The organism is Xanthomonas hydrangeae, from assembly GCF_032697525.1.
Taxonomy (GTDB): domain Bacteria; phylum Pseudomonadota; class Gammaproteobacteria; order Xanthomonadales; family Xanthomonadaceae; genus Xanthomonas; species Xanthomonas hydrangeae.
This window is the reverse complement of sequence record NZ_CP103836.1, coordinates 1737271-1763656: the sequence shown is the minus strand read 5'-3', so window position 1 is coordinate 1763656 and position 26386 is coordinate 1737271. Positions and strand designations below refer to the sequence as shown.

Below are 26386 nucleotides of genomic sequence, written 5' to 3'. Positions count from 1 at the left end.
TCCTGGACACGTCGCCGCTATGCAAGACGCCATTCTTCAAGCCCTGCGCCGCAATGCGGCCGACGATGCGGTGGCGCTGGCCCGCGAGTGGGTCATCAGCGCGCCGGATAATGCCGCCACCCATCGCTGGCTCGGTCTGGCCTTGCAGCAGCAGGGCCAACCCACGCTGGCGCTGGCCAGTATCGAAACCGCGCTGACGCTGACGCCGGAAGATGCCGACCTGCATCTGTTGCGCGCCGGCTTGCTACTGGCCACGCGCGATCTGTCTGCGGCCGATGCCGCGTTGTCGCGCACCACCGCACTCGACCCGAACCAGTTCAACGCCTACGTGATGCAGGCGCATCTGGCAGTGGCGCGCGGCGATCTGGATGATGCGCAGCGGCTGAGCCGCACGGCAGCGCGGCTGGCGCCGGAGCATCCGCAGCTGCTGGCCGTCGATGGCGTGGTGGAGCTGCGCCGCGGCCAGAGCGATCGCGCGCTGTCGCTGCTGACCCGCGCCGCCGAGCAGTTGCCGGACGACCCGCGGGTGCTGTTCGCGCTGGGCTTTGCGTATCTGCAGAAAGAACACTTCGCGTTCGCCGAGCGCGCCTTCGAGCGCGTGGTCGAGCTCAATCCGCCGGGCACCGCGCTGCGCGCCTTCGTCGCCCAGCTGGCCCAGCGCCAGGGTCGCCTGGACGACGCGCTGGCCGCGATGCAGGGTGTGTTCGCCCAGCCCGGTGGCGACATCCCGGCCATGCGCCGGCTCGCGGGCGAAATGGAATTGCAGGCCGGCCGCCCCGACCAGGCCGTGGCGCATTTGCGCCTGGCGCTTGCGCACTGGCCGGCCGACCGGCGTACGCTGCACGCGCTACTGACGGCCTGGGAGCGATTGGGTGCGGTCGACGACGCGCGCGACACCCTGGACGCGGCGTTGGCCACCTCGGTCAATGCGCACGATCTATGGCTGGCGCGGCTGGCGGTGGAGCCGGTCGGCGGCCCGCAGGCGCAGGCGGTGATCGAGCGTTGGCTGCTGGGCATGCCCGAGCATCTGCCGGCACTGGAAGCGCTGATGCGCGTGCACGACATGCAAGGCCATGCCGAAGAAGCCGAAATGGTGGCGCGGCAGATCGTGGCGGTCGAGCCGGGCCGCATCAGCGGCGAGCAGCGCATCGTCGAAGCCTTGCTGGAGCGCGATCCGCCGGCAGCGATCGCCTGCGTCCAATCCTTGATCGACTCGCTGCCCGAGAACCAGCAGACCGTGCTGCGACCGTGGCTGGGCAATGTGCAGGACCGCGCCGGCCAGCCCGATGCGGCGCTGGCCACCTGGATGCAGTTCCAGCGCGAGCAGGCCCAGCACCGTCTGCCGTTGCCGCCGCAGGCCGCGAAGCAGCCGATGCAGTGGCCGGCGTTGGGTACGATTCCCGACGCGGTGACCGCGCGCCCGCTGTTCGTCTGGGGGGTGCCCGGTTCGCATGTCGAACGCCTGATCGCAGTAATGGGCGCGGCCACCCCACTGGTGCGCGACGACCGTTACGGCACCACCCCGCCGTCCGACGCGCTGCAGAGCTATCGCAGCGTCGAACAGCTGGCCTCCGGCGAACTGGCGCCGCTGGCGCTGGTGGAAGGCTGGAAGGCGCAGCTGCCGCGGCGCGGTATCGACGACGGCAACGTCATCGACTGGCTGCTGTGGTGGGACAACACCTTGCTCACTGCACTGCGCCCGCACCTGCCCGAAGGCCGGCTGGCAATCGCATTGCGCGACCCGCGCGACATGCTGCTGGACTGGTTGTCGGCCGGTGCGCCTGCGCCGTTGGCAGTGCAATCGCCGCAGCAGGCCACCGACTGGTTGCTGGCGGCGCTGGAGCAGCTCGCCGTGCTGCACGAGCGCGATCTGTATCCGCACCGGATCATCCGCCTGGACGGCATCGAGAGCGACCCGCAGGGTATTTCCACCGCGCTGGAACAGGCCTTCGGCCTGAGCTTCCCGCTGATCGAACCGCGCGGCCCCGCACGCCTGGCATCGGGCCGCTGGCGCAACTATCGCAGCGTGCTGGGCGCGCAATTCGATCTGCTCACCTTGATTGCAGTGCGCTTTGGTTACCCGCAGGACTGAGTGGCGCCGACCTTCGGGTGAGCGCCCACCGCGGCGCTCCAGACCACTCCATAGGAGCGGCCCCGGCCGCGACGGGGCGTTACCGCTGACGCGGCGCACCGATGGGGCATGACCGATAAAACCCCGTCGCGGCCAGGTCCGCTCCTGCGAGGCGGCCACCGGACAGGCACCGACTGAACGTGGCGCGCGCGCAGGGCGCACGATCACGCGGCCGCAATCTTCGCCGGCGTGATGCACCGGCAGCGATCCACCCGACCGAGCGCATCAGTGGGTTCCATTGCAACGGCTTCCACTGCTGCGCAGACCCAGGCACCCTGGTCGGCAACATCCCTCACGGAGACCCTGCATGCGCCTGACCAGCAACAGCATCGACAACGGCAAGCCCATCGCGGTGGAATTTGCCGCCGGAACGCCCGAGGGCTTTGCGCCCAACCGCAACCCGCATCTGGCCTGGAGCGAGGTGCCCGAGGGCACGCGCTCGTTTGCGCTGCTGTGCCTGGATCCGGACGTGCCGACTGTGCCGGAAACCGTCGGACGCGATGACGTGCAGATTCCGGTGGATCAGCCACGCACCGATTTTGTGCATTGGGCCATGGCCGACATCCCCGCCGACGTGCACGAGATCGCGGCCGGCAGCTGCAGCGACGGCTTCGTGCCCAAGGGCAAGCCACGGCCGGCCGGCCCGGCCGGCGCGCGGCAGGGCCTGAATTCCTACACCGAATGGTTTGCCGGCAATGCCGACATGGCCGGCAATTATCTGGGCTACGACGGCCCGTACCCGCCGTTCAACGACTTGCGCGTGCACCGTTATTTCTTCCGCGTGTTCGCGCTGGACGTGGCGCAGCTCAGCCTGCCCGATCTCTTTACCGCGGCCGATGTGTTGGCGGCGATGCAAGGCCATGTGCTGGCCGAGGCGGCGTTGCACGGGACCTATACGTTGAATCCGTCGCTGCGCTAAAGGCGCTTGAAACGACGGCGCCGGTCTGCGGGCGCCGTCGGTGCCGAGGAGAGCTGCCGGTTCACCCGTTGTCCGGCAGCTCGGTAGCGGCATTTCTCAAGCGATCACTCACTGCTGCATGCCGTGCGCGTCCGACCTGACGACCGCTGGCCATGTGTTGTGAGCTGAGTGTCAGTGGCCTGCATCTGCACGTCCCATCCGCGCGCGTTGATCACATCGGCCATCACGCCGACGACGCCACGCAGTCAACACTCGACTGCTAGCCGCTGGCTTCGATCATCTGATCGAGCACATACACCGGCGCGCCATCTGCGCCTGCGGCGGCGGGATAACGCGTCACCCGCAGCAAGGTGCGGATGCCGGTCTCGTGCTCGAAGCCTTCGATCTTGCCCTCGAAGGGCTGCCAGGTCTGGGTGACCGGCTGCCCTGTCGCATCCTGCTCGCGTAGCTGCAGGCATTGGCGCGACGGCTCGGAGGCACACGGCACGGTCTCGGCGGCTACTTCGATCAATACCGTCCGACCGTGGCCGCCATAGCGGGTGTCTGCGGTGGGGGCGCCACCGAACACCAGGCGGGTGCCATCGCTGCGGGTCAGGGTCAGCTGCGGCGCGGGATGCGCGGTGTTCAGTGCCACTGCGAAGCGGCCGGACAGCAGCTCGCTGGCGGCGCGTTCCTGCGCCATCCGCCGTGATTCGGCACACAGGCGTTTGCTCGACACCACCCGGCCGATCTGCAACTGCGCCTCTGCCACGCTGTAGCTGGCGCCCAGGGCATTGCAGGTCTGGCTGACCTGGAGGCGTTCATCGCTGAAATCCAGTTGCAGTGGCGCAGTGCCCTCGACAAACAGGCTGCGCAACGCGGTGCCGTGCGCATCGCTGGCCTGCTGCAATTGCCAGTGCTGCGCGCGCAGGGCGGCCCGCAGCGGGGCATTGTCGGCGGCCGGTGCGGCTACCGCATCGGCCTGCGCGGCAGCGCTGGGGGAGGAGCGGGGTGCATCCGGCGAAGCGCCCGACCCGCAGGCCGTCACGCCGGCCGCCAGCAGGGCAGGGGCGAAGAACACGGCACGCATGGCGGCTCCCGGTGATCGATACGTCAGTGATACCGCCAGCGCGCGCCCAGGGCAATGACGGGTGTCACTGCCTGGGCGCGTGCCACGCCTGTCGCGCTCGCTTGAACATGCATGCCGCGCGGCGACAGTTGAGGCGTCAGGCCGCCGCCGGCAGCCACAACAGCAAGGCTGCGCCAAGCACGATGCGGTAGACCGCAAACACCGTGAAGCGGTGCTTCTTGATGTAACCCAGCAGCCACTTCACCACCACAAAACCGGTGATGGTCGCCGCCACGAAGGCCACTGCCACATCGGCCCAGTTCTCGCTGCCGAAGCCGCCTTCCTTGTACATCTCCAGCAGCGCATAGCCACTGGCCGCGAACATGGTCGGGATGCCCACCATGAACACGAAATCCGCCGCCGCCGAGCGCTTGCTCAGGCCCAGCAGCATGGCCAGAAAGATCGCCGAGGCCGAGCGCGAGGTGCCGGGAAACACGCCTGCCACCACCTGTGCCAGGCCGACTGCGATGGCCACCTTCCAGGTCACCACGTCGCGCTCGGGCAATTTGCCGGCAAAGTGCTCGGCCACCAGCATCCACAGCCCGCCGATCAGCAGCGCCCAGGCCACCGGATGCACGGTTTCCGGCAGCTGCCAGCCGGCCTTGCGCACGATCAGCCCGACTACTGCAGTGACCAGGAAGGCCACGCCGATCTTGAGTACGTAGTCGCGATTGTCGCGTTCGCCCAGGCCGGTGGCCAGGGTCCACAGCTTCTGCCGCAGCGCCAGGCAGATCGCCAGAATCGCGCCGGCCTGGATGACGATATTGAAGAAGTCAGAACGGCGTCCGAGCCATTGTTCGGCGATCAGCAGGTGGCCGGTGCTGGAGATCGGCAGGAATTCGGTCAAGCCTTCGAGAATGCCCAACAGCAGGGCGGAAATCAGATCGGACATCGGACTGGGGGAGGGATGGGGGGAGGCGTCAGGATAGTGCATTGCGGCACGCACCATACCGGTGCGCATTGCGATCAATTGGCACCACGAAGGTGCTATTAAAGCGTGAGCGACCTCTAGCGATGCAAGCAAAATCAACGACTTGTGAAAGTATGACGCTTGGCACGGTCCCTGCTGTAGTACCGCCCACGAGCCACTTAACTTCCCCTGAGGTTTCTTCCGATGTCCGTGGAAAATGTTGAAAAGCTGATCAAGGACAACAAGGTCGAGTTCGTCGACCTGCGCTTCGTCGATATGCGTGGTGTACAGCAGCACATCACCTTTCCGGCCAATATCATCGAGCCGGCGTTGTTCGAAGAAGGCAAGATGTTCGATGGCAGCTCCATCGCGGGTTGGAAGGGCATCAACGAGTCGGACATGGTCCTGCTTCCGGACGCCGGCACTGCGTATCTGGATCCGTTCTTCGCCGATCCGACCGTCGTGCTGACCTGCGACATCCTCGATCCGGCCACCATGCAGAGCTATGAGCGCGACCCGCGCGGCATCGCCAAGCGTGCCGAGGCCTACCTGAAGTCCTCGGGCACCGCCGACCAGGCGTTCTTCGGCCCGGAGCCGGAATTCTTCATCTTCGATTCGGTGCGCTTTGCCAACGACATGGGCCACACCTTCTTCCAGGTCGGCTCGGAAGAGGCTGCCTGGAACACCGGCGCCAAGTACGACGGCGGCAACAGCGGCTACCGTCCCGGCGTGAAGGGCGGCTACTTCCCGGTTCCGCCGACCGACACGCTGCACGACCTGCGTGCGGAAATGATCAAGACGCTGGAACAGGTCGGCATCGAGACCGAAGTGCACCACCACGAAGTGGCCACTGCCGGCCAGTGCGAGATCGGCACCAAGTTCAGCTCGCTGGTGCAAAAGGCCGACGAACTGCTGACGATGAAGTACATCATCAAGAACGTCGCCTACCGTAACGGCAAGACTGCGACCTTCATGCCCAAGCCCATCGTGGGCGACAACGGCTCGGGCATGCACGTGCACCAGTCGCTGACCAAGGGCGGCGTCAACCTGTTCTCCGGCGACGGCTACGGCGGCCTGTCGCAGATGGCGCTGTGGTACATCGGCGGCATCTTCAAGCATGCGCGTGCGATCAACGCCTTCTCCAACTCCGGCACCAACAGCTACAAGCGTCTGGTCCCGGGTTATGAGGCGCCGGTGATGCTGGCCTATTCGGCCCGCAACCGCTCGGCCTCGTGCCGCATTCCGTGGGTCACCAACCCGAAGGCGCGCCGCATCGAAATGCGCTTCCCGGATCCGTTGCAGTCCGGCTACCTGACCTTCACCGCGCTGATGATGGCCGGCCTGGACGGCATCAAGAACCAGATCGACCCGGGCGCCCCGAGCGACAAGGACCTGTACGACCTGCCGCCGGAAGAAGAGAAGCTGATCCCGCAGGTCTGCTCCAGCCTGGACCAGGCCCTGGAAGCGCTGGACAAGGACCGCGAGTTCCTCAAGGCCGGCGGCGTGATGAGCGACGACTTCATCGACGGCTACATCGCGCTGAAGATGCAGGAAGTCACCAAGTTCCGTGCTGCGACCCACCCGTTGGAGTACCAGCTGTACTACGGCAACTGAGTTCCACCGCGGTGATGGCGGAGGCCCCCCCCTCCCACCTCCGCCATCGCCGCCCATGTTCGATCGGTCCACGGCATCGGCCGTGGATTGAAGGGGTATTGAGAGAGCACTGGATCGCGACGCGCGGGCCTGACCTCTCCCACGAGGCGGATGCACCGGCATCCGCTGGGGTCTGCGTGCTCGCGAACGAGCGGATGCCGGGGTTGGCATCCAGGGGAATGACACCGCCGGGCGGCGCAATGCCGGCCGGTTTTTTCCACCATTCGGGGTATGCGCATGAAATTGATCACCGCCATCATCCGGCCGTTCAAGCTCGACGAGGTCCGTGAGGCCTTGTCCGCAGCGGGCGTGTCGGGCATCACCGTGACCGAGGTCAAGGGGTTCGGACGCCAGAAAGGCCACACCGAGCTGTACCGCGGCGCCGAGTACGTCGTCGACTTCCTGCCCAAGATCAAGATCGAGACGGTGGTGACCGACGACCGGCTGGACGCAGTGGTCGAGGCGATCCAGAACGCCGCCGGTACCGGCAAGATCGGCGACGGCAAGATCTTCGTGACCGCGATCGAGCAAGTCGTGCGCATCCGTACCGGCGAGATCGGCGCCGATGCGCTCTGAATCCCCCACCCCAGGAGTCCTTATGAAGACAGGTCTTTTCGCCGGGTGGAAAGCCCGGTTCTACAGCGTCTGCATGCTGATGCTGTTCAGTGCGCTGGTGGTGGGCGGCATGGGTAGCGCGCATGCGCAATCCACCCCGCAGGTCACCCCGTTGCCGACCGAGCCGGTCACCACCGAACCGCTGCCGTCCGCGCAGCCGGAAGCCGCTCCGGTGGCGGCCGCCGAGGCTGCACCCGTGGTCGAGAAGGGCGATGTCGCCTGGATGCTGACTTCCACTTTGCTGGTATTGCTGATGGTGGTGCCGGGTCTGGCGCTGTTCTACGGCGGCATGGTGCGCGCCAAGAACGTGCTGTCGGTGCTGATCCAGGTCGCTGTGGTGTTTTCGCTGCTGACCATCCTGTGGGTGCTCTACGGCTATAGCCTGGCGTTCTCCGGCGAAGGTCCGTGGATCGGCAATCTGGACAAGGCACTGCTCAAGGGCGTGACCATCGAAACCCTGTCGGCCACCTTCACCAAGGGTGTCAGCCTGCCGGAATACGTGTTCGTGGCGTTCCAGGCGACCTTCGCCGGCATCACCGGCGCGCTGATCGTCGGTGCCTTTGCCGAACGCGCCAAGTTCGCCGCAGTGCTGTTGTTCTCGGTGATCTGGTTCACCTTCGGCTATCTGCCGCTGGCGCACATGGTCTGGGCCACCGGTGGCTATCTGTTCGGGCTGGGCGCGCTGGATTTTGCCGGTGGCACGGTGGTGCACATCAACGCCGGTATCGCCGGCCTGGTCGGCGCCTACTTCGTCGGCAAGCGTGCCGGGTTGGGGCGTGAGGCGATCAAGCCGCACAACGTGACCCTGACCTTCGTCGGTGCGTCGCTGCTGTGGGTGGGTTGGTTCGGCTTCAACGCCGGCTCCAACCTGGAAGCCAATGCCGGTGCGGCGCTGGCCTTCCTCAACACCTTGCTGGCCACTGCCGCGGCGGTGCTGGGCTGGTCGTTGACCGAGAAGATCATCAAAGGCAAGTCGTCCGCCCTGGGTGTGGCCTCGGGCATGGTCGCCGGCCTGGTCGGCATCACCCCGGCCTGCGGCACGGTGGGTCCGTTCGGCGCGATCGTGATTGGTCTTGCCGCCGGCGTGCTGTGCGTGTGGGGCGTCACTGGCCTCAAGCGTTTGCTGGGTGCCGACGACAGCCTGGACGTGTTCGGCGTGCATGGCCTGGGCGGCATCATCGGCGCGATCCTGACCGGCGTGTTCTCGGCGGCCTCGCTGGGCGGCCAGAAGGGCGGCGACTACGACATCGTGCATCAGGTCGGCATCCAGGCATTGGGCGTGGGCATCACCCTGGTGTGGATCGGCGTGGTCTCGGTGGTGGGGTTCCTGGTGGCCAAGCTGGTGTTCGGCTTGCGCGTCACCGAAGAAGCCGAGCGTGAGGGGTTGGACATCACCTCGCACGGCGAAGCCGCATACGAGTCTTGAGCATGAACACCCGCAGCCATGCCGCTGCGGGTGGCACGACGACCCGGCCGGGACTGCCCGCGCCGGGTCCGTTTTTCCCCGCGGCGCTGATTGGCGCGGTGCAACTGCCGAGGTGTCTGCATGACCAGCCCCACGCCTGTCACTGTCGGCGCGGATGTGTGCTGGATCGGTGCGCGCCACCGCGCTTCGGCCCCGAATTCTTTTCTGCACGCTTCGTCTGGCGCGACATCCGCGCACGTCGATGCTGCTTGCACTAAATTGGTGCAATGGTGATTTCTTCTTCGATGCCATCGCTGGACAGCCTGGGCACCCCGGTGGCCTGGGCCGACCGCGAGGGCCGTGTGCTGGGCGTCAACCCAGCCTTCGCGCGCTGGCTCGGCGTCAGCGCACGGCGACTGGTCGATCAACCGCTGGCCGCGCTGGAAGTACAGGGCGATGCGCTCGCCCGCTTCCTGCTCAACGACGAACGCGATGTGCTGCGTCTGCATCGGCTGGCCCTGGGCCTGCCCAACGACGCACCGCGCTTTGCCGAAGGCTGGCTGTCGCGGCTGGACGACGGCGGCTGGCTGCTGGAAACCCACCCGGTCGACGAATTCCCCGCGCTGGATCCCACCCATGCACTGCCCAACGCCCTGAGCGCTGCGCTCAAGGGTCTGGCCCACGAACTGCGCAATCCGCTGGCCGGGCTCAAGGGCGCCGCGCAGCTGCTGGCGCGCCGTTCGGCCGGGCGCGACGAGGACGAGCGCGAGCTGATCGAGTTGATCGGCACCGAGATCGAACGCCTCAACACCTTGCTCGAACGCCTGCTCTCGCCCACACCGGCGCGCCCGCACGACCGCCTCAACATCCATGTCGTGCTGGAGCGCGTGCTGCGTCTGGCCGAAGCCGAGGGGGGCTGGTCGGTGCAGGTGCAACGCGATTACGACCCCAGCATTCCCGACATCCTTGGCGATGGCGATCGCCTGACCCAGGCGGTCTGGAATCTGGTGCGCAACGCGTTCCAGGCCGGCGCCACCCGGGTGACGTTGCGCACCCGCGTCGAACATGGCCAGCGCATCCGCGACCGCGTGCATGCGATGTCGCTGCGGCTGGAGATCATCGACGACGGCGGCGGCGTGCCCGAAGAACTGGCCGAGCACCTGTTCCTGCCGCTGGTCAGCGGGCGCGCCGAAGGCAGTGGGCTGGGTCTGGCGCTGGCCCAGCAGGTCTCGCGCGAACACCACGGCACGCTGACCTACCGCTCGCGCGCCGGCCATACCGTTTTCACCCTGCTGCTGCCCGAGCTGGCCGGCGATCACGACAAGGAGCATCTGCATGGCTGAGGCCGCCGCCGCATCCCACCATATCTGGGTGGTCGACGACGACCGTTCGGTCCGCTTCGTGCTGTCTACCGCTTTGCGCGATGCCGGCTACGCCGTGGATGGCTTCGAGAGTGCCGCCGCTGCGCTGCAGGCACTGGCCATGCGGCCCACGCCCGATTTGCTGTTCACCGATGTGCGCATGCCCGGCGAAGACGGCCTGACCCTGCTCGACAAGCTCAAGTCCAAGCACCCGCAATTGCCGGTGATCGTGATGTCGGCCTACACCGATGTGGCCAGCACTGCCGGCGCGTTTCGCGGCGGCGCGCACGAGTTCCTCTCCAAGCCGTTCGACCTGGACGACGCGGTGGCCCTGGCCGCACGCGCGCTGCCGGATGCCGATGCCGGCGTCGACGCATTGGTCGGCGTGCCGGTGGCGCAAGGCTCGGCCGCGCTGATCGGCGACACCCCGGCGATGCAGGCCTTGTTCCGCGCCATCGGCCGGCTCGCGCAGGCACCGCTGTCGGTGCTGATCAACGGCGAAACCGGCACCGGCAAGGAACTGGTCGCACGCGCGCTGCACAACGAATCGCCGCGCGCGCGCAAATCCTTCGTTGCCCTCAACACTGCCGCCATTCCTGCAGAATTGCTGGAAAGCGAATTGTTCGGCCACGAAACCGGCGCCTTCACCGGTGCCACCAAACGGCACATCGGCCGTTTCGAACAGGCCGATGGCGGCACGCTGTTTCTGGACGAAATCGGCGACATGCCGCTGCCGCTGCAGACCCGTTTGCTGCGCGTGCTGGCAGAGAACGAATTCTTCCGTGTCGGTGGGCGCGAACTCATCCGTGTCGACGTGCGCGTGATCGCCGCCACGCACCAGGACCTGGAAGCGCTGGTCGAACAAGGCCGCTTCCGTGCCGACTTGTTGCATCGCCTGGACGTGGTGCGTCTGCAATTACCGCCGCTGCGCGAACGCCGCGGCGACATCGCGCAACTGGCGGAAAACTTCCTGGCCATGGCCGGGCGCAAGCTCGACATGCTGCCCAAACGGCTGTCGTCGGCCGCCTTGGAAGGCCTGCGCCATTACGACTGGCCCGGCAATGTGCGCGAACTGGAAAACGTGTGCTGGCGCCTGGCCGCCTTGGCCACCGCCGACATCATCGACGTGGTCGATGTGGAAGCCGCACTGGCGCGTGGCGGCCGTCGCCAACGCGCCGGGCGCAGCGACGGGCAATGGGACGAGATGCTCTCCAGCTGGGCCGCGCAACGCCTGAGCGAAGGCGCCCAGGGCCTGCACGCCGAAGCGCGCGAACGCCTCGACAAGACCCTGCTCGAAGCCGCCCTGCAACTCACCCAGGGCCGCCGCGCCGAGGCCGCCGCACGCTTGGGCCTAGGCCGCAACACCGTCACCCGCAAACTCGGCCCAGGCCGCAAACGCCGCTGATGTATCGCCTGGCCCCGGCTAAAGCCCGTTCCGCTGGAAGAAGGAACGGCGCGTAGGCGATACAGGCTTATCGCAATGGTGCATCAGACCGTACGCGGAGTTGAGCCCCTCTCCCCCCGGGAGAGGGGTTGGGGTGAGGGTGCGGGGCGAAGCCTCACGCACCCAAACGTCACTAGCGCTCCGCCCGTACCCTCATCCGGCGCTACGCGCCACCTTCTCCCGGCGGGAGAAGGAAACAACGCGCGATCCAGGCTTATCGCAATCGCACATCGTTGCTACCGCGCATCCGTCGACCCGCACCTCAAAACAACCCGACACTCCACACCAACCCCGTAAACTTCCGATCAGCCGGCAAGCGCATTTCATGACACGTGAACATGCGCCCGCATAGGTTTCCAGCCTGATCAGGAGAACAGCTCGATGCGTTACCGGTCGTCCACGATCGTCGCCCTCACCGCTCTGGCGCTTGCCGCCTGCAGCAGCACGCCACCACCGCCGAAGACACCTCCACCGCCAGTGGCGCGTGTCGTGCCCACCCGTCCGGTGCAACAGGCCGAAGCGGCGCTGGCCTCGGCCTCGGGCAGCCTGGTCAGCGGTCGGGTGGTGCTGGTGCCTGCGTTACAGGGGATCCGCATCACCGGCACCGTCGGTGGCCTGCGCCCGGGCGGTGTTGCCGGCTTCCATGTGCACGAGCGCGGCGATTGCAGCGCCGCCGATGCCAGCAGCGCGGGTGCGCATTTCAATCCGACCGGTGCACCGCACGGGCGCACCGGTAGCAATCCCCACCACGCGGGCGACATGGACAATCTGCGCGCCGATGCCGAAGGTGTCGCGCACCTGGACATGATCGTTGCCGGCATCACCCTGGGCGATGCCGCGCCCACCGATGTGATCGGCAAGGCGCTGATCGTGCATGCCGATCCTGACGACTATCGCAGCCAGCCCAGCGGCAATGCCGGCGCACGTCTGGCCTGCGGCGTCATTCGCGTCACCCAATGGCGCACACCCCCTTCGCAGCCCTGAGTTGGGGCATCCATGGCCGCAACTGCGGCCTCTCTACAGGAGTTTTTCATGCGCATTCTTCCCACGACGTTGTTCCTGGCCACCGCGTTGGTGCTGACCGCGTGCAAGCGCGACGAACCGGCACCGGCCGATCCCGCACCCGCACCGCAGGCCGGCACGCCAGCCGAAGCGGCGCATGGTGGCGAGCATGCCGCCTCCATGGTCACCGAAGCGGCAGCCACTACCACCGCAACTGCCGAGCTCAAGCCGACCAAGGGCAATGAGGTGAAGGGCACGGTGAGCTTCAAGACCGTCGACGGCGCGCTGCGCGTCACCGGCCAGCTGAGCGGACTCAAGCCCAACAGCGAGCACGGCTTCCACATCCACGAAAAGGGCGATTGCAGCGCACCGGACGGCAGCAGTGCCGGCGGCCATTTCAACCCGGCCCAATCCGATCACGGCACCGTCAGCGCCGACCCGCATCACGGTGGCGACATGCCCAACATCAAGGCCGACGCGCAGGGCAATGCCAGCATCGATGGCCCGGTCTCGAGCAATGTCAATCTCGGCAAGGCCGACCAGTTCGATATCGCCGGCCACGCCGTGATCGTGCATGCCGATGCGGACGACTACAAAACCCAACCCACCGGCAACGCCGGCGGCCGTCTGGCCTGCGGTGTGATCACCACCGACAACGCGCCGGCTGCGACCAAGTAAGCCAAAGAAACGGGCAGACAAACAAACGCCGCAGTGATCGATCACTGCGGCGTTATTTGTTTGGTGCACACCTGCCAAGCATTGGTGCTGGTTTCAGCGCACGGACCAGTTCAGCACATGGATGTAAGGCGCGTAGGCGCGTGCCATGTTTGTCACCGAAAACGCCGGTTTTCCAGTGCGCGCTAACAGTTCAAAGTTCAAAGTAACCGGTGCGTTGCTTAAGCAGCCAACGCCTGACGCGGATCCTGCCCCGGTTCCACATGCACATACAGAACCGGCAGCCCATGCGCTTCCAGCACGGCGGCCATCTGCCGCTGGCGTGAGAGGTATTGCTCGTACACCCCGCGCAGACGCTCGCAGTTTTCGCGATCGTGCGTGTAGTAATCGCACCAGCCGGCCGGGTCGAACAGCGCGATGCGCACTTCGCCGTCGACATAACGCAGCACCGGCTCGGGCGGCTGTTCCAGCCATTCTTCGGTATGCGGGGCGAGCAGGGCGGCTTCGATCAGCGGCCATAGCGGCGCCAACCCTTGATTGTCGTACTGCATCGAAATCATCGCCGCCAGATCGTTCGCGGTGAGATAGCGCGCGTGTTCGATGCGTGCGCCGAAGCTTTCCTGCGCCAGCAAGGCAGTGTCGGCCTGCGCCATGCCCTGGGCCAGCAGCAGGTCTTCCATCGCATCGGCCACGGTGGCGACGATTTCCGGATCGCCAGACAGCAGGAACGGCAGCACGCGCAGGCCTCCGCCGGTGAGTTGCGCATCGGCCTGGAACGGCAACGGAATCTCGCCCTGCGCGTCGGCACTGAAGGCCAGCACGCGCGGGCCCTGATCGCGTCCTGGTGCGCGCGCCTGCAGCTCTTCCAGCCGGCGATGCAGCGGCCAGCCCGGCCGCAGCACTTCGGCCGGGTCGAAATGCGCCATCGCCACGCTCAGCTCCAGCGCGCGGATCTCCGGGATCCACTGCGCCAGGTCGCGGCCGATGCGTTCGGCCAGCATGCCGGCCTGCTCGGGCGCCAAGGCGCCGCGCTCGGGGGCGCTGCTGCCCGTCAATTCCAGCGCCATCACACCCATGGCGGTCACGCCGTGTTCGGTCTTGCTCATGATTCGCGGTTGGCCCATCACGGGGTCGAAGCTACACTGCGGCCATTATGCCTGCCGGCCCTGTGCAGGCCATGTCCCCGAGTCCTCCATGCCAGGTCAACCGATGCCAGCAGCCCGTCCCGTCGCCATCTTGGGCGGCGTTCGTATCCCGTTCTGTCGTCAGAACACCGCGTACGCGGACGTGGGCAACCTGGGCATGTCGGTGCGCACGCTGGGCGCGCTGGTCGAGCGCTTCGGGCTGCATGGGCAGCAACTGGGCGAAGTGGCGATGGGGGCGGTGATCAAGCACTCCTCGGACTGGAACCTGGCTCGCGAGGCGGCGCTGTCGTCCGGCCTGTCGCCGCTGACGCCGGGCATCACCCTGCAGCGCGCCTGCGGCACCAGCCTGGATTCGGTGATCACCATCGCCAACAAGATCGCGCTGGGGCAGATCGATTCGGGCATCGGCGGCGGTTCGGACACGACGTCCGAAGTGCCGATCGTCTACGGCAAGAAGCTGCGCGCGCGGCTGCTGGCCGCCAACCGGGCCAAAGCCACCGGCGACAAGCTCAAGGCGCTGCTGCGTGGTTTCAAGTTCGGCGAGCTCAAGCCCGAGTTCCCCGGCGTGGCCGAGCCGCGCACCGGCAAGAGCATGGGCGACCACTGCGAGGACATGGCCAAGGAATGGAACATCGCGCGCGATTCGCAGGACGCGTGGGCGGTGGCCTCGCATCACAAGCTGGCGGCAGCGTATGAGCGCGGCTTCTTCGATTCGTTGATCGCCCCGTTCCGCGGTGTCTCGCGCGACAATATTTTGCGTGCGGACACCTCGTTGGAAAAACTCGCCACGCTGCGCCCGGCCTTCGACAAGACCTCCGGCCGCGGCACGCTGACCGCGGCCAATTCCACCTCGCTCACCGACGGCGCTGCTGCGGTGCTGTTGTCCAGCGAAGCCTGGGCGCTGGCGCACGGGCACACCCCGATGGCCTATCTGCGCGATGCCCAGGTGGCGGCGGTGGATTTTGTCCACGGAGAAGGCTTGCTGATGGCACCGACCATTGCAGTGCCGCAGATGCTGGCGCGCCAGGGCCTGACCTTGCAGGACTTCGACATCTACGAGATTCACGAGGCGTTTGCCGCCCAGGTGTTGTGCACGCTGCGTGCGTGGGAAAGCGAAGACTACTGTCGCAATCGCCTTGGTCTGGATGCGCCGCTGGGCCGTATCGACCCGGACAAGATCAACCCGCTGGGTTCGTCGCTGGCGACCGGCCACCCGTTCGCCGCCACCGGCGCGCGCGTGGTGGCCACCGCGGCCAAGCAGTTGGAAGAACGTGGCGGCGGCCGTGCGTTGATTTCGATCTGTACGGCCGGCGGCATGGGCGTGGTCGCCATCGTCGAGCGCTGACGCTGCTGCGCATGTGCGATTGGGCATTCGGGATTGGGGATCCGTAAGAGCAAAGCTCTTAATTTTGCGAATCAGGACATGACCTACCCCGAGGCCTTGGGTCGCGATCTTCGCAGACCTTCGCAGGTCGGTGAGCGTTTGGAGTGGCACTCCGGCTCAGATCCACAAAACAAAAAAGCCCCGGACATGCCGGGGCCTTTCAGCTAATCCACACATCGCCGCAGCATCGATCAGCCGTGATCGATGACAGCGTGATCGGTTACGGCACGCGATCATCCGGTGCGAGCGGATCGACCGGCGGTGTTGCATACGCCGAGATGATCGGCCCACGCAGCGATTGCTGCGGCAGACCTTCATGCACCGGTTCCCCGCGTGCAGCGCGCAGGGCATTGGCATAGCAATGCTGCGCCGACAGCAGATCGCCGGCTGCGGCAAAGCCATGCCCGAGTTCTTCCCATGCCTCGCTACCGGCGCCATTGGCCACGGCGCGATGCAGGAATTCTTCGGCCTGCGACCACTGTTGTTGATGACGCGCCAGGCGCGCCATCGTCAACAACAGGCCCGGGCTATCCGGATACTGGGTCAGCCAACGCTGCGCACTGGCGCGGCGCGAATCGTATTTTTCCAGCGGCAGCACGCCGTACAGACGCACCAGCGATTCGTCCCATTGCGTATCCAGCGCCTGTTCCAGGCTGTGTACGGCGGCATCGTCCCAATGCAGAATCGCCGCGCGCTGTGCATAGGCGCCGACCACGGCCGGATAGGTGCGCAGCGGCTTGGGCAGCGCTTCCCAGCGTTCGGCCAGGGCATTGGCATCGCCGGCCTGCAACAGCGTCTGTTCGGCCAGCGTGGCCTCCAGCGCGTTGTAGGCATCCGGTGCCAGCACCGCCTGCTGACGCAATGCGCCGAGTTGACCGTAGGCCTCGTCGGCACGGCCGATCTGCGCCAGGGCCTGCGTGCGCAGCAATAGCCCGCGTGCCGGCAGCGGTTGCGCGGCGGCACTATCGAGCGCATTGATCGCCTCGACCGGGCGTTGCCGCGCCAGATGCCGTTCGCCCTGCAGCAGCGCATGTGCGGTGGGGTCGCGCTCGGCCAGTTGCTGGGCCAGCGCAGTGGCCGAGGCTTCATCGCCGCGCGCATCGGCCACACGGACTGCACTTGCCAGTGCGATACCGCTGACGTCGTCGTCCTCGCTGGCAGTGACCAGCAGGCGCTCGGCACGCTGCCACTGGCCGTGATCGGCCGCGCGCAGGCCTTCGATCAGGCGGGCGCGGCCCTTCTTGCGGCGGTACTTGCCCCATACCCGAAACGGCAGGCTGATCAATGTCCACACCAGCCACAGCACCAGCAGCGCGATGACCAGGATCAGCAGCGCCTGCGGCATCGCCGCGCGGTAGTCGTTGCCGCCGACGCTGACCACCACACTGCCCAGGTCGTAACTGTTTTGATGCGACAACCATTGCGCACCGAGCACGCCCAGCGCCACGGCAACCAACAGGATCAAGACGGTACGCAACACTTTCATTGGGTGGATCTCCCTTCACGCATGGCCTGCAGTTGCAGCAGGGTGGTGCCCAGTTCCGGCAGGCGCGGACGCAGTGGCGCTTGTTGCAAGGTGCGCAGGCGCGTGCGGGCCTGGCGACGTTGTGGCGAATCCGGCCACAGCCGGGTGGTCCAGGTGTCCACGCGCCGCAGCGATTGGACGAAGCCGGCGGCATCGCCGCGCTCGGCCGCAGCGCGGGCCAGGCTGACTTCGATCTGCAAGGCATCGCGCGCGGCGTTGCGGTCGCCGCCGACGAGCAGTGCATCGCCACGGCTGGGGCGAATGTCCACCAGCGGTGCAAGCACTTTCTGCCACCACGGCTGCGCGGCTTCGTTCTCTTGCGCGGTGTGTTCCGGCAAGCGCTGCAGATCGGCGGCGAGTGTGTCCAGCAATTGACCGGCTTGCGCTTGCGGGCCAGCGCCGAGACGGTCCAGTGCGTCGCGTTCCTGCACCAACGCCTGGCGCAGATTGAGATAGCCCGGGTCGTCCACGCCGTTGAGTGCGGCATTGGCCAGCGCATAGGCACGGCGTGCGCCGTCGGCGTCGCCGGCAATACTCAGGCGTTGCTGGCCGAGCCGCAGCAGCAGTTCCACTTCATCCAGACGCAGCGCCTGCGCGCCATGCCGATTGGGATCGGCCAGTTTTTGTACGGTTTCTTCAAGCAATGCGCTGCGCTGGCTCAGCCCGAGCATTTCATCGCGTAAGACACGATTGGTCGCTGCGGCATCCTGCAGGCGCTCGTTGGCCAGGCGCTGATCGCGGCGCAAGGTTTCCAGCATCTGCTGCGTGCCATCCCAGCGTTGCTGCTGCGCCTGGGCCGCCTGCAGCTGCCCGCTTTGATAGGTCTGCCATGCGCGCCAGCCCAGAAACAGCGCCACGCCCACTGCCGCCACGGCAACCGCAAGCAGCAGCCAGGCCACGGGGAAGCGTCGCGTGGAAGCGGGCATTTCAGTCATTGGGACATCCTCGGGCGGTCACGACTGGCGCATGCGCCGCAGTCATCTGATACAGCATGGCGTGCGGCAGCAGACACTCGCAAGCGCTGGATGGATTCGGAGTTCAGCAAGGTCGTGATGGTGTCACGATCGCTGCAGCGGCGGCGGCCAATTGCTCGGGCAGTGGACCTGCGGCGCGCACCACATGCATGAAGCCGGCGGCATGTGCGGATGCGCGCATGCGCTCGCTGGAGGCCACCACCGGATGGAGTCGCCACGCATCGACCAACGCTGCGGGCAATTGCTGTAACACCAGCGATAGCGCGTCGGCGCTGCTCAATGCCAGCACGCTGCGTGGCAGTGCACTGGCCAGGGCGTGCACGGCCGATGCGCGCAATCGCAGCGCGACGCGTTGATAGACATCGGCGCGCAGGACACGGGCGCCACGCTGCTCCAATGCCGGTGCCAGCATGCCGCGCCCGCCTGGCGCAGTGATCAGTGCGACTGTCTGCAATGGGGGCTCGAACAGTGGCAGTGCCAGCAGTCCTTCGCTATCCATGCGCGCAGGGCGCACCACTGCATCGATCCCGCAGGCCTGCAGTGCGCGCGCGGTGCCTTCTCCCACGCTCACCCATTGCGCCTGCGCTGGCCGCTGCAGCGGTGAAAGACGCTGCGCGGCGTGCACTGCTGCCGGGCTGGTGAACACCGCGATCGGTGCCTGCAGCGCTTGCTCCAGTGCGGACCGTGCCTGTGCGGTGTCGTTGATCTGCAGCCGCCACGGCGACAGCGCGAGCAGCCGTCCGCCATGCCGGGCGGCGGCCCGCCGCAGTGGCGCGTGCTCACCGCTGGGCCGCAGCGAGATCAGGGTCCAGGCGTCGGTCGAGGAGGTGGGCCGGGTCATCTCACGATTATGCGAGAACGTTGCGGCGTCAGGGCGAGATGGCACCGCGCGGATGTCGCCGGTGCGATCTCATCAGACCGGAATGCCGTCACTCACGGCAGCGGTTGCAGGCGAAATTGCCGGCATTCATGAATGAGACGTACGTCTCATTTCGTAACCTCTTGTAAATCTCGTGGATCCGGCCACGATCCGCCTCGACAGCCACGCCGGAGTAGTACCGTGATCAAGTCCTACCTCATCAACATGCAGCGCAGTAGCGACCGTTTGCAGGCCATGTCGGCGCGGTTCCAGGCGCTGGGCATGCCGTTCGAGCGCATTCCCGCCTTCGACGGCGCCACGCTGACGCCCGAGCAGATCGCCGATTTCGTGCGCGAACGCCCGCTGGAAGGTTCCGGGGATGGCTTCAGCACCGGCCCGCGCAAGTGGACCGCTTCCAACATCGGCTGCTTTCTGAGCCATCAGGCCGCGTGGCGCATCGCGGCGGACTCCGATGACGCCTACACCGCCATCTTCGAAGACGACATGCATCTGTCCGACGCGCTGCCGGCGCTGTTGCGCAGCACCGAGTGGCTACCGGCGGGCAACAGCATCGTGCGGCTGGAGCCGTCCTACAACCGCATCAAGCTCGATAGCAAGGTCGCCGACATCAGCGGGCGTCAGCTGCGCCTGGTGCGTCCATCCACCTATCAGCACTGCTGGCCGGTGTGCGCCGGCGCGCTGATCATCAGCCGCGATGCGGCACGCGTGTTGCTGGCCGCCGAAGCGCGCTGGCACACCATGGCCGATATTTTTCTGTTCGGCTGGAACGAATCGCCGGTCGCACAGCAGTTGTCCACCTATCAGCTCTCGCCGGCGGCCTGCATCCAGGACAAGTTCTTCCACAACGCCCCGGAGCAGATCGTATTCACCAGCACCATCGATGCGCCGCTGACGCAGGCGCAGAAGCAGCGCAGTGCGCATTGGAAGGCGAAAGCGACCGCGTTGTTGCGTGTGGCGCAGGGCTATCGCAAGGTGGTGTTCGCGCCCTGAGCGGCGCGATAGCGAAGGCCTGCAACGAGACGGCGCTGAACGTGTTTTACCATGCGGTACCGCATGTATTTCAGTGCACAAGACGCTCGCAGAACATTGCGGCATGATGCCGCCCTTCGCCGTCTTTCAGCCTTCGCCGATGACTCCTTCGTGCACGCTCGCATCCGCCCTGCAGTCGCTTCAGCAGCAATTCATTGCCATGCCGCCGGTGCTGTCGATGGGCATCGCCGTCGATGGCTTGCATGACGGCGCGCTGCGCTTGCGTGCACCGCTGCAGGCCAACGTCAACGACAAGGCCAACGCGTTCGGCGGCAGTCTGGCCTCGCTGATGACGCTGGCCAGTTGGGGCTGGCTGACCCTGCAGCTGCAATTGGCCGGGCACAGCGCCGATGTCTATGTGGCCGACAGCCAGCTGCGCTATGTCGCGCCGGTGTACGAAGACCTGGTCGCCAATGCCGAGCCATCCGAGATGGGCAGTTGGGATGCGTTTTTGGCCACCTTCCGCCAACGCGGCAAGGCGCGTATCGGCATGCGTGCGCAGATTGCGCTGGGGTCGGGCGCGGCGGCGGCGACCCTGAGCGGGCGCTTCGTGGCGTTTCCAAAACGGTAGGATGCGGGCTGGTCTCGGGGGGATGCGCATGCGTGCAGTGATGGGGGCAATGCTGTTGCTTGGGCTGGCGATGGTGAGCGGTATGGTGTGTGCCGGCAGCCGTGCCCAGGCGCGCGCGCTGGAGACCACCCAGGCCGCCTACACGGCCGCGGTGCGCTGGAGCGACTTCGACGCCGCGCAGGGCTTTGTCGAACCCACGTATGCCTTGGCGCATCCGCTCAGCGATCTGGAGCGCTCGCGCTACGAACAGGTGCAGATCTCCGGCTACCGCGAGGTGCGGGTGGGCGAAGATGCCGCGGGCGACCTGCGCCGCGAGGTCGAGTTGCGTGTGATCAACCGCAACACCCAGGCCGAGCGGCTGGTGCGCAGCATCGAGCTGTGGCGCTGGGATGCCGAACGCAAACGCTGGTGGCTGGCCAGCGGCCTGCCCGATCTGTGGCAGGGCCAATAGCCCGCACCGCTGCGCCTGGCCGTCGCGTGCGCCAGCTGTGCGACAATTCCCGCCCGCTTGAACGACCCTGACCCCGTGAATTTCGAAGAGCTGCAGGCCTTTGTCGGCCGCAACCCCATGTTGTCGCTGGCCCTGGTGGGCCTGACCATCGCCCTGATCGTCACCGAGGTCGCGCGCCTGTTCCGTGGGTATCGCGCACTCACGCCGGCCGAGCTGACCCGTTTGATCAACAGCGAGAATGCGCTGGTGATCGACCTGTCGCCCACCGCCGATTTCGAAAAAGGCCATATCGCCGGCAGCCGCAACGTGGCGCTGGCCAAGTTCGACCCGGCCGGCAAATTGCTTGCCAACGCCAAGGCCTCCCCCGTGGTGGTGGTCTGCCGTAACGGCAACGCCTCGGCAGGGGCGGCCAAGACGCTCAAGAAGGCCGGCTTCGAGAAGGTGTACTGGCTCGATGGCGGCGTGGCTGCCTGGCAGATCGCCGAGCTGCCGCTGGTCAAGGGTCGCGCCTGATCTCACCTTGTACGGCGGCAGGCAAGTCCCCATTGCTTGCGTGAGAGACTCGCGCTTTCACGCCTGCATCATTCAACGCTGCATCCACCGAACCGTTTTTTGGAGTTAGGAATGTCCGACGAAATCATCAACGGCGCCGTTGCGCCGGCCGACGCCGCTGCTGGCCCCGCTTTCACCATCGAGAAGATTTACGTCAAGGACGTTTCTTTCGAATCGCCGAACGCACCGGCCGTCTTCAATGACGCCAACCAGCCCGAGCTGCAGCTGAACCTCAATCAGAAGGTGCAGCGCCTCAACGACAATGCCTTCGAAGTCGTGCTGGCCGTGACCCTGACCTGCACCGCCGGTGGCAAGACCGCCTACGTGGCAGAAGTGCAGCAGGCCGGCGTGTTCGGCCTGGTCGGCCTGGAGCCGCAGGCGATCGACGTGCTGCTCGGCACCCAGTGCCCGAACATCCTGTTCCCGTATGTGCGCACCCTGGTCAGCGACCTGATCCAGGCCGGCGGCTTCCCGCCGTTCTACCTGCAGCCGATCAACTTCGAAGCGCTGTACGCAGAAACCCTGCGCCAGCGCTCGCAGGGCGAAGGTACCTCGCTGGCCGATTCCGAGCCGGCTGGCAACGCCTAAGCGTCGCGTGTGCCGATGAGCGATTCGACCTATAAGATCGCCGTCCTCGGCGCCGGTTCCTGGGGTACGGCCCTGGCCGCGCTGCTCGCCAGACACGGTCACCCGACCGTGCTCTGGGGGCGCGATGCGGCGATGGTGGATGCCATCGACCGCAATCACGAAAACGTGCGGTATCTGCCGGGCATTCCACTGCCCGAGAGCTTGCGCGCGACCACCGACCTGCAGCTGGCCGTTGCCGATGCAAGCTGGATCCTGGTCGTGGTGCCCTCGCATGCGTTCACCGAAACGATCCAGCTGATTGCACCGTTGCGTCCGGCCGGTGCCGGCGTTGCGTGGGCGACCAAAGGATTCGAGCCCGGTTCCGGGCGGTTCCTGCACGAAGTGGCGCGCGCCATCCTCGGCCCCAGCGTGCCGCTGGCGGTGGTGACCGGGCCGTCCTTCGCCAAGGAAGTCACGCTCGGTTTGCCGACCGCCATCACCGTGCACGGCGACGATGCGGCGTTTGCGCAAGTGGTGGCCGACGCCATGCACGGCCCCACCTTCCGCGCCTATACCGGCGATGACATGGTGGGCGCCGAACTCGGTGGCGCGATGAAGAACGTGCTGGCCGTGGCCACCGGGGTGGCCGATGGCATGCAGCTGGGCCTCAATGCACGCGCCGGTCTGATCACGCGTGGCTTGAACGAGATGCTGCGCCTGGCGGCGGTGATCGGTGCGCGTCCGGAAACCTTGATGGGACTGGCCGGATTGGGCGATCTGGTGCTGACCTGCACCGGCGATCTGTCGCGCAACCGGCGCCTGGGTCTGGCGTTGGGGCGCGGGCAGAGCTTGAACGATGCGATCCGCGAGATCGGTCAGGTGGTCGAGTCGGTGCAAACGGCCGATGAAGTCATGCGCCAGGCCGAACATCACGGCATCGAATTGCCGATCTCCAACGCCGTACGTGCCGTATTGCATGGCGAGATCACACCGGAAGCCGCATTGAAGGAACTGTTGGCGCGCGAGCGCAAGCCCGAGTATCCGCAGGCGTTGTTTACCTGACCGGCCTGTATCGCATATCGCGTGGTGGAGTGAAAAACACTAAAAAGCCCGGCAATGCCGGGCTTTTTAGTGTTTGCGCACCTTGTCGTTGCGTGCATCGGGGCGAACGCTTGTCGCGTCGCAGCCACGTAAACGTGCTGCGCACTACGTTCTAGCGCAACAGCCCGCAGACACGGCATCTAGCGATCGAGTGCGCCGCATCGCAATCATCCAATCGCACAAAAGAAAGAAGCCCGGTCGTGGGACCGGGCTTCCAATGCAACGCGGGAGAGAGAGTCGCGTTGCGTTAAACGTGCGGCTTACCAGCTGAAGCGCGGGCCGACCGACCATTCCTTGTTGCCGTCGCCATCCATACGGATGTCGCCGTTGATGCCCCAGTTCTGGTTCAACTTCACCTGGGCGCCAAGGCGGCCGTAGAAGGTGTCGTCCAGATCGATGCCACGCTTCTTGGAGAAATCTTCGTAGCCAGCCAGCGCGTAGACTTCGAAATGCTCGCCGAACGAGTTACGCAGGCCAGCTTCGACGCTGAAACCATCGAAATTGATGTTCGGGGTGTCCAGGTCCAGCTTGCGATAGGCAACGCGCGCCAGCAGGTCGGTGCTGGTGGCCACTTCGTAGTTGTAGCCCACGCCCACGCCCCATTGCTGGAAATCGGTGTTGGAGCTTTCGAACACGTTGTTGTTGTCGTCAGCGTTCTGCTTGCTGTAATCGCCAAACACGTGGATGTTCGGGGTGATGGCGTAGGAGCCCTTCACGCCCCAACCGTCGGCGTCGCGACCTTCGGTCGGAGTGCGCACATAGTCGCCTTCGACGAAGTTGTAGGAGAGGTTTTCAGCAGCGGAGGCCGCAAACGGCAGAGCTGCGAGAAGGCCGAGGGCCAGCAAAGAAGTCTTCATGATCGAGATACCTGTACTTATTGATTTGGGCCGGCGCTGAGGCGGATGCCGTTCGCTGCCGAGATGTAAATTCTCCGTTATTCGATGGAACGCGACATGAATTTTGAACTGACTGGTGCATGAATCATCGCGCCCGGTTCAGTTCCGGTTTTTGTCATCAAGCCGCAATGCAAGTGGGTCAAACCCAAAGTGTGATCGCGGTTGTCCCTCGCAAGTGTGCTACTGGCCGCTAAACTATTTGCGCCGAAAGGGGATAGACAGATGAACGTCCATATTCCGATTGTGAGACCACATGACACAGAGCACAGACGAACTTCTTGCACGTGCAACGCAGGCTATGCTGGATGCGAAGGACGCAGAATCGATTGCGCTGCTTGGCGCGCTGCTTGAGCAAGACCCCGCGTGCGCACAAGCTCACTATCTACTGGCCGCACAGCGAGCACAGCTTGGAGAGCTGAGTGTTGCCGAGCAGGAATTCAGGACGGCGTTGCAGTTGTCACCGCAGCTCGTCATGGCGCGCTTTCAGCTCGGTCAGCTTTTACTGGTCACCGCACGCAATAGCGAAGCGATCCAGATGTTGACGCCATTGTCCGAATCAGTCGATGGCGCGATCGGCGGTTATGCTAGTGCCTTGATCTCCATTGCAAACGATCACATCGAGCTCGCCATTTCGCAGCTGCAGATGGGGTTGGCTCAACCACAGCCTTTCGCCGCACTGCAGGCGGATATGCAGCAGCTTGTGCGTACGCTGTCCGACGGTGAACAGGCAGCAGCGACAGTGCAGGTCAACACCGACGAAGCATTGCCTGGCGCATCGATGCTGTTGTCGAACTACAGCCGCTACAACTGACGATGGAATTGGGCCGGCTCTCTCCAACTGCTGCCTTGATCGCAGCGATCCGTGGCGAGACAGTGCGAGGGCGTGGTCAGGTCGCTCAAGCGTCATCGATCAATCGCAAGGCCGAGACCGAGGCCGCGTCTGTAGTCAAACAGGCAAAGTCGATAGCGCAATTGGAGCGCCAGTTGATGCAGATCGTTCGCGACCTGTCCAGTGACGATCTGCCTGCAGTGCGCCGGGCGCGGCCGCTATTGATTCGTCAAGTGCTGCTTTGGGAGTTCGGCCAGACATTCCGTGAGCATTCCGAGTGGGCCTCGATCATGCGGCGGATCGAAGCGCAGCTCGATGCGAACGATCCTGAGGGGCAAGCCTTCGCCGGCTTGGTGCGTTCATTGCAGCGCAAGGCGTAGCGGAACGTGGGCAACAATGCAGCTTCCAGCTTGATCCCTTCTGCTTGGTCGCCGGATGGCATCGTGTTTCCGATGGAAGGCGCGCATACCGGCGATCTGGTGATGGCGCTTCCGGCAATTGGCGCTGCGCTCCAGCACGGCCCGGTGGCGGTGGTAGGCCTACGGCCGAACTATTACCGCTCGCTCCGACGATTGCCAATCCACTTTCGCTTCCACATCGATAATGGGCGTGTGCTCAGGCCGCACTGGCGCGCGAACATGCATCCTACCGATGTCTGGTTGCAAAGCCTGTCGCAGGATGCACGGGCGGTCAGAATGGACATCCCGACCGACGATGGACCATGGGTATCGCACCTGTTGCCGGGAGGGCCATGGGTCGTGCTGAGCCCCTGGGCCGACTTTGCTCCGAAGCGGTGGGAGCCTGATCGCTGGCGCGCATTTGCACAGCACGCGGCGGATAGAGGATTTCCGGTTGCGGTATTCGGCCCGCCACAGTCGCAGGCGCTGGCCGATCACATCGCCGGCGGTGCGCACGTCAATCTGGTCGGCATGGATACGCCGGAAAACTGGCCGGCGTTATTGCGACGCGCCAGTCTGGTGGTGACGGTGGACAGCGGCCCGTTGTACTTCTGCGATGCAATGAACATCCCCGTCATCGGGCTGCATGGACGGACCCGACTCAGCGAGGCCGGCCCCTATTGGGACAACAGCTTGTGCGTGGAAGCCGACGGGATGGCGGCGGTTTCGTTGGACGCGGTCGTGGCGTCTTTCGAGCGCTGGGCTAAGGGTTTCGGCGCAACCTCACGCGTCATCGGGAGCCCGTAACGCCAGCCCTAAACTAATTTCTGCGACCCGGGATTGTAGGGAGGTAACGGCGAA

General features: G+C 65.7%; 26 protein-coding genes. 19 read left to right on the top strand and 7 right to left on the bottom strand.

Annotated elements, in window-relative coordinates; translation table 11 throughout:
* The first annotated feature begins 19 nt into the window (after positions 1-19).
* Together NYR97_RS07250 and NYR97_RS07245 are read left to right on the top strand one after the other, a co-directional pair.
* Positions 20-2092 carry a tetratricopeptide repeat protein gene (locus NYR97_RS07250; protein ID WP_316697291.1) on the top strand — a complete coding sequence of 691 codons (2073 nt, stop codon included), beginning with the start codon at positions 20-22 and terminating at the stop codon, positions 2090-2092.
* Between the two features lie 346 nt (positions 2093-2438).
* Positions 2439-3050 carry a YbhB/YbcL family Raf kinase inhibitor-like protein gene (locus NYR97_RS07245; protein ID WP_316697289.1) on the top strand — a complete coding sequence of 204 codons (612 nt, stop codon included), beginning with the start codon at positions 2439-2441 and terminating at the stop codon, positions 3048-3050.
* 259 nt (positions 3051-3309) lie between these two features.
* On the opposite strand, the gene NYR97_RS07240 is transcribed toward NYR97_RS07245, so the two are convergent.
* Together NYR97_RS07240 and NYR97_RS07235 are read right to left on the bottom strand one after the other, a co-directional pair.
* Positions 3310-4119, bottom strand: a complete 810-nt coding sequence (locus NYR97_RS07240; protein ID WP_316697287.1) for an META domain-containing protein — start codon at positions 4117-4119, stop codon at positions 3310-3312.
* A gap of 136 nt (positions 4120-4255) precedes the next feature.
* Positions 4256-5050, bottom strand: a complete 795-nt coding sequence (locus tag NYR97_RS07235) for an undecaprenyl-diphosphate phosphatase (RefSeq protein WP_006449211.1) — start codon at positions 5048-5050, stop codon at positions 4256-4258.
* A 222-nt stretch (positions 5051-5272) separates the two neighbouring features.
* On the opposite strand from NYR97_RS07235, the gene glnA reads away from it, so the two are divergent.
* From glnA to NYR97_RS07200, 7 genes are all read left to right on the top strand, one after another.
* Positions 5273-6682 carry a type I glutamate--ammonia ligase gene (glnA, locus tag NYR97_RS07230; protein WP_205393259.1) on the top strand — a complete coding sequence of 470 codons (1410 nt, stop codon included), beginning with the start codon at positions 5273-5275 and terminating at the stop codon, positions 6680-6682.
* A gap of 276 nt (positions 6683-6958) precedes the next feature.
* Positions 6959-7297, top strand: a complete 339-nt coding sequence (locus NYR97_RS07225) for a P-II family nitrogen regulator (protein WP_002808480.1) — start codon at positions 6959-6961, stop codon at positions 7295-7297.
* A gap of 22 nt (positions 7298-7319) precedes the next feature.
* Positions 7320-8762, top strand: a complete 1443-nt coding sequence (locus tag NYR97_RS07220) for an ammonium transporter (protein ID WP_006449209.1) — start codon at positions 7320-7322, stop codon at positions 8760-8762.
* 266 nt (positions 8763-9028) lie between these two features.
* Positions 9029-10084, top strand: coding sequence for a two-component system sensor histidine kinase NtrB (locus tag NYR97_RS07215; RefSeq protein ID WP_006449208.1), 1056 nt, complete (start codon positions 9029-9031; stop codon positions 10082-10084).
* Positions 10077-11507 carry a nitrogen regulation protein NR(I) gene (gene ntrC, locus NYR97_RS07210; RefSeq protein ID WP_006449207.1) on the top strand — a complete coding sequence of 477 codons (1431 nt, stop codon included), beginning with the start codon at positions 10077-10079 and terminating at the stop codon, positions 11505-11507. The genes NYR97_RS07215 and ntrC overlap by 8 nt, the downstream gene beginning before the upstream one ends.
* Positions 11508-11927: 420 nt before the next feature.
* Positions 11928-12530 (top strand): superoxide dismutase family protein, encoded by a 603-nt coding sequence (locus NYR97_RS07205; RefSeq protein WP_210762680.1) that lies wholly within the window; start codon positions 11928-11930, stop codon positions 12528-12530.
* 48 nt (positions 12531-12578) lie between these two features.
* Entirely contained in the window at positions 12579-13226 is a 648-nt protein-coding gene (locus NYR97_RS07200) for a superoxide dismutase family protein (protein ID WP_115037068.1), read from the top strand.
* Between the two features lie 218 nt (positions 13227-13444).
* On the opposite strand, the gene NYR97_RS07195 is transcribed toward NYR97_RS07200, so the two are convergent.
* Positions 13445-14329, bottom strand: coding sequence for a hypothetical protein (locus NYR97_RS07195; RefSeq protein WP_316697285.1), 885 nt, complete (start codon positions 14327-14329; stop codon positions 13445-13447).
* An 88-nt stretch (positions 14330-14417) separates the two neighbouring features.
* Here NYR97_RS07195 and NYR97_RS07190 point away from each other — a divergent pair, with 88 nt between their 5' ends.
* Positions 14418-15713, top strand: coding sequence for an acetyl-CoA C-acetyltransferase (locus NYR97_RS07190; protein WP_316697284.1), 1296 nt, complete (start codon positions 14418-14420; stop codon positions 15711-15713).
* Positions 15714-15972: 259 nt separating this feature from the next.
* Here NYR97_RS07190 and NYR97_RS07185 read toward each other — a convergent pair whose 3' ends face one another.
* The 3 genes from NYR97_RS07185 to NYR97_RS07175 form a co-directional block, all read right to left on the bottom strand.
* Positions 15973-17238 (bottom strand): heme biosynthesis protein HemY, encoded by a 1266-nt coding sequence (locus tag NYR97_RS07185; RefSeq protein WP_316697282.1) that lies wholly within the window; start codon positions 17236-17238, stop codon positions 15973-15975.
* Entirely contained in the window at positions 17235-18212 is a 978-nt protein-coding gene (locus NYR97_RS07180) for a uroporphyrinogen-III C-methyltransferase (protein WP_043907573.1), read from the bottom strand. Before NYR97_RS07180 ends, NYR97_RS07185 begins: the two co-directional genes overlap by 4 nt.
* Before the next feature lie 103 nt (positions 18213-18315).
* Complete coding sequence (locus NYR97_RS07175) at positions 18316-19092, bottom strand: uroporphyrinogen-III synthase (protein ID WP_316697279.1); 777 nt, start codon at positions 19090-19092, stop codon at positions 18316-18318.
* Positions 19093-19311: 219 nt separating this feature from the next.
* On the opposite strand from NYR97_RS07175, the gene NYR97_RS07170 reads away from it, so the two are divergent.
* The 6 genes from NYR97_RS07170 (at position 19312) to NYR97_RS07145 (ending at position 23363) form a co-directional block, all read left to right on the top strand.
* On the top strand, positions 19312-20121 hold the full coding sequence (locus NYR97_RS07170; protein WP_316697278.1) for a glycosyltransferase family 25 protein: 810 nt from the start codon (positions 19312-19314) through the stop codon (positions 20119-20121).
* A 139-nt stretch (positions 20122-20260) separates the two neighbouring features.
* Positions 20261-20731, top strand: coding sequence for a YiiD C-terminal domain-containing protein (locus NYR97_RS07165; protein WP_043889635.1), 471 nt, complete (start codon positions 20261-20263; stop codon positions 20729-20731).
* A gap of 28 nt (positions 20732-20759) precedes the next feature.
* Positions 20760-21182, top strand: a complete 423-nt coding sequence (locus NYR97_RS07160; protein ID WP_316697277.1) for a hypothetical protein — start codon at positions 20760-20762, stop codon at positions 21180-21182.
* A 75-nt stretch (positions 21183-21257) separates the two neighbouring features.
* Entirely contained in the window at positions 21258-21695 is a 438-nt protein-coding gene (locus NYR97_RS07155) for a rhodanese-like domain-containing protein (RefSeq protein WP_023902123.1), read from the top strand.
* 111 nt (positions 21696-21806) lie between these two features.
* Positions 21807-22322 carry a protein-export chaperone SecB gene (gene secB, locus NYR97_RS07150; RefSeq protein ID WP_006451124.1) on the top strand — a complete coding sequence of 172 codons (516 nt, stop codon included), beginning with the start codon at positions 21807-21809 and terminating at the stop codon, positions 22320-22322.
* A 15-nt stretch (positions 22323-22337) separates the two neighbouring features.
* On the top strand, positions 22338-23363 hold the full coding sequence (locus NYR97_RS07145; protein WP_316697275.1) for an NAD(P)H-dependent glycerol-3-phosphate dehydrogenase: 1026 nt from the start codon (positions 22338-22340) through the stop codon (positions 23361-23363).
* Between the two features lie 299 nt (positions 23364-23662).
* On the opposite strand, the gene NYR97_RS07140 is transcribed toward NYR97_RS07145, so the two are convergent.
* Positions 23663-24259: an OmpO family porin gene (locus tag NYR97_RS07140; RefSeq protein ID WP_205393269.1), complete on the bottom strand. Its 597-nt coding sequence runs from the start codon at positions 24257-24259 to the stop codon at positions 23663-23665.
* A gap of 292 nt (positions 24260-24551) precedes the next feature.
* Between NYR97_RS07140 and NYR97_RS07135 the strand changes: the two genes are divergently transcribed.
* The 3 genes from NYR97_RS07135 to NYR97_RS07125 are packed head-to-tail and all read left to right on the top strand — an operon-like array spanning position 24552 to position 26332.
* On the top strand, positions 24552-25109 hold the full coding sequence (locus NYR97_RS07135) for a tetratricopeptide repeat protein (RefSeq protein WP_316697274.1): 558 nt from the start codon (positions 24552-24554) through the stop codon (positions 25107-25109).
* Positions 25110-25111: 2 nt separating this feature from the next.
* On the top strand, positions 25112-25507 hold the full coding sequence (locus tag NYR97_RS07130; RefSeq protein ID WP_316697273.1) for a hypothetical protein: 396 nt from the start codon (positions 25112-25114) through the stop codon (positions 25505-25507).
* Positions 25508-25513: 6 nt separating this feature from the next.
* Positions 25514-26332 carry a glycosyltransferase family 9 protein gene (locus NYR97_RS07125; protein WP_316697271.1) on the top strand — a complete coding sequence of 273 codons (819 nt, stop codon included), beginning with the start codon at positions 25514-25516 and terminating at the stop codon, positions 26330-26332.
* Positions 26333-26386: the final 54 nt, after the last annotated feature.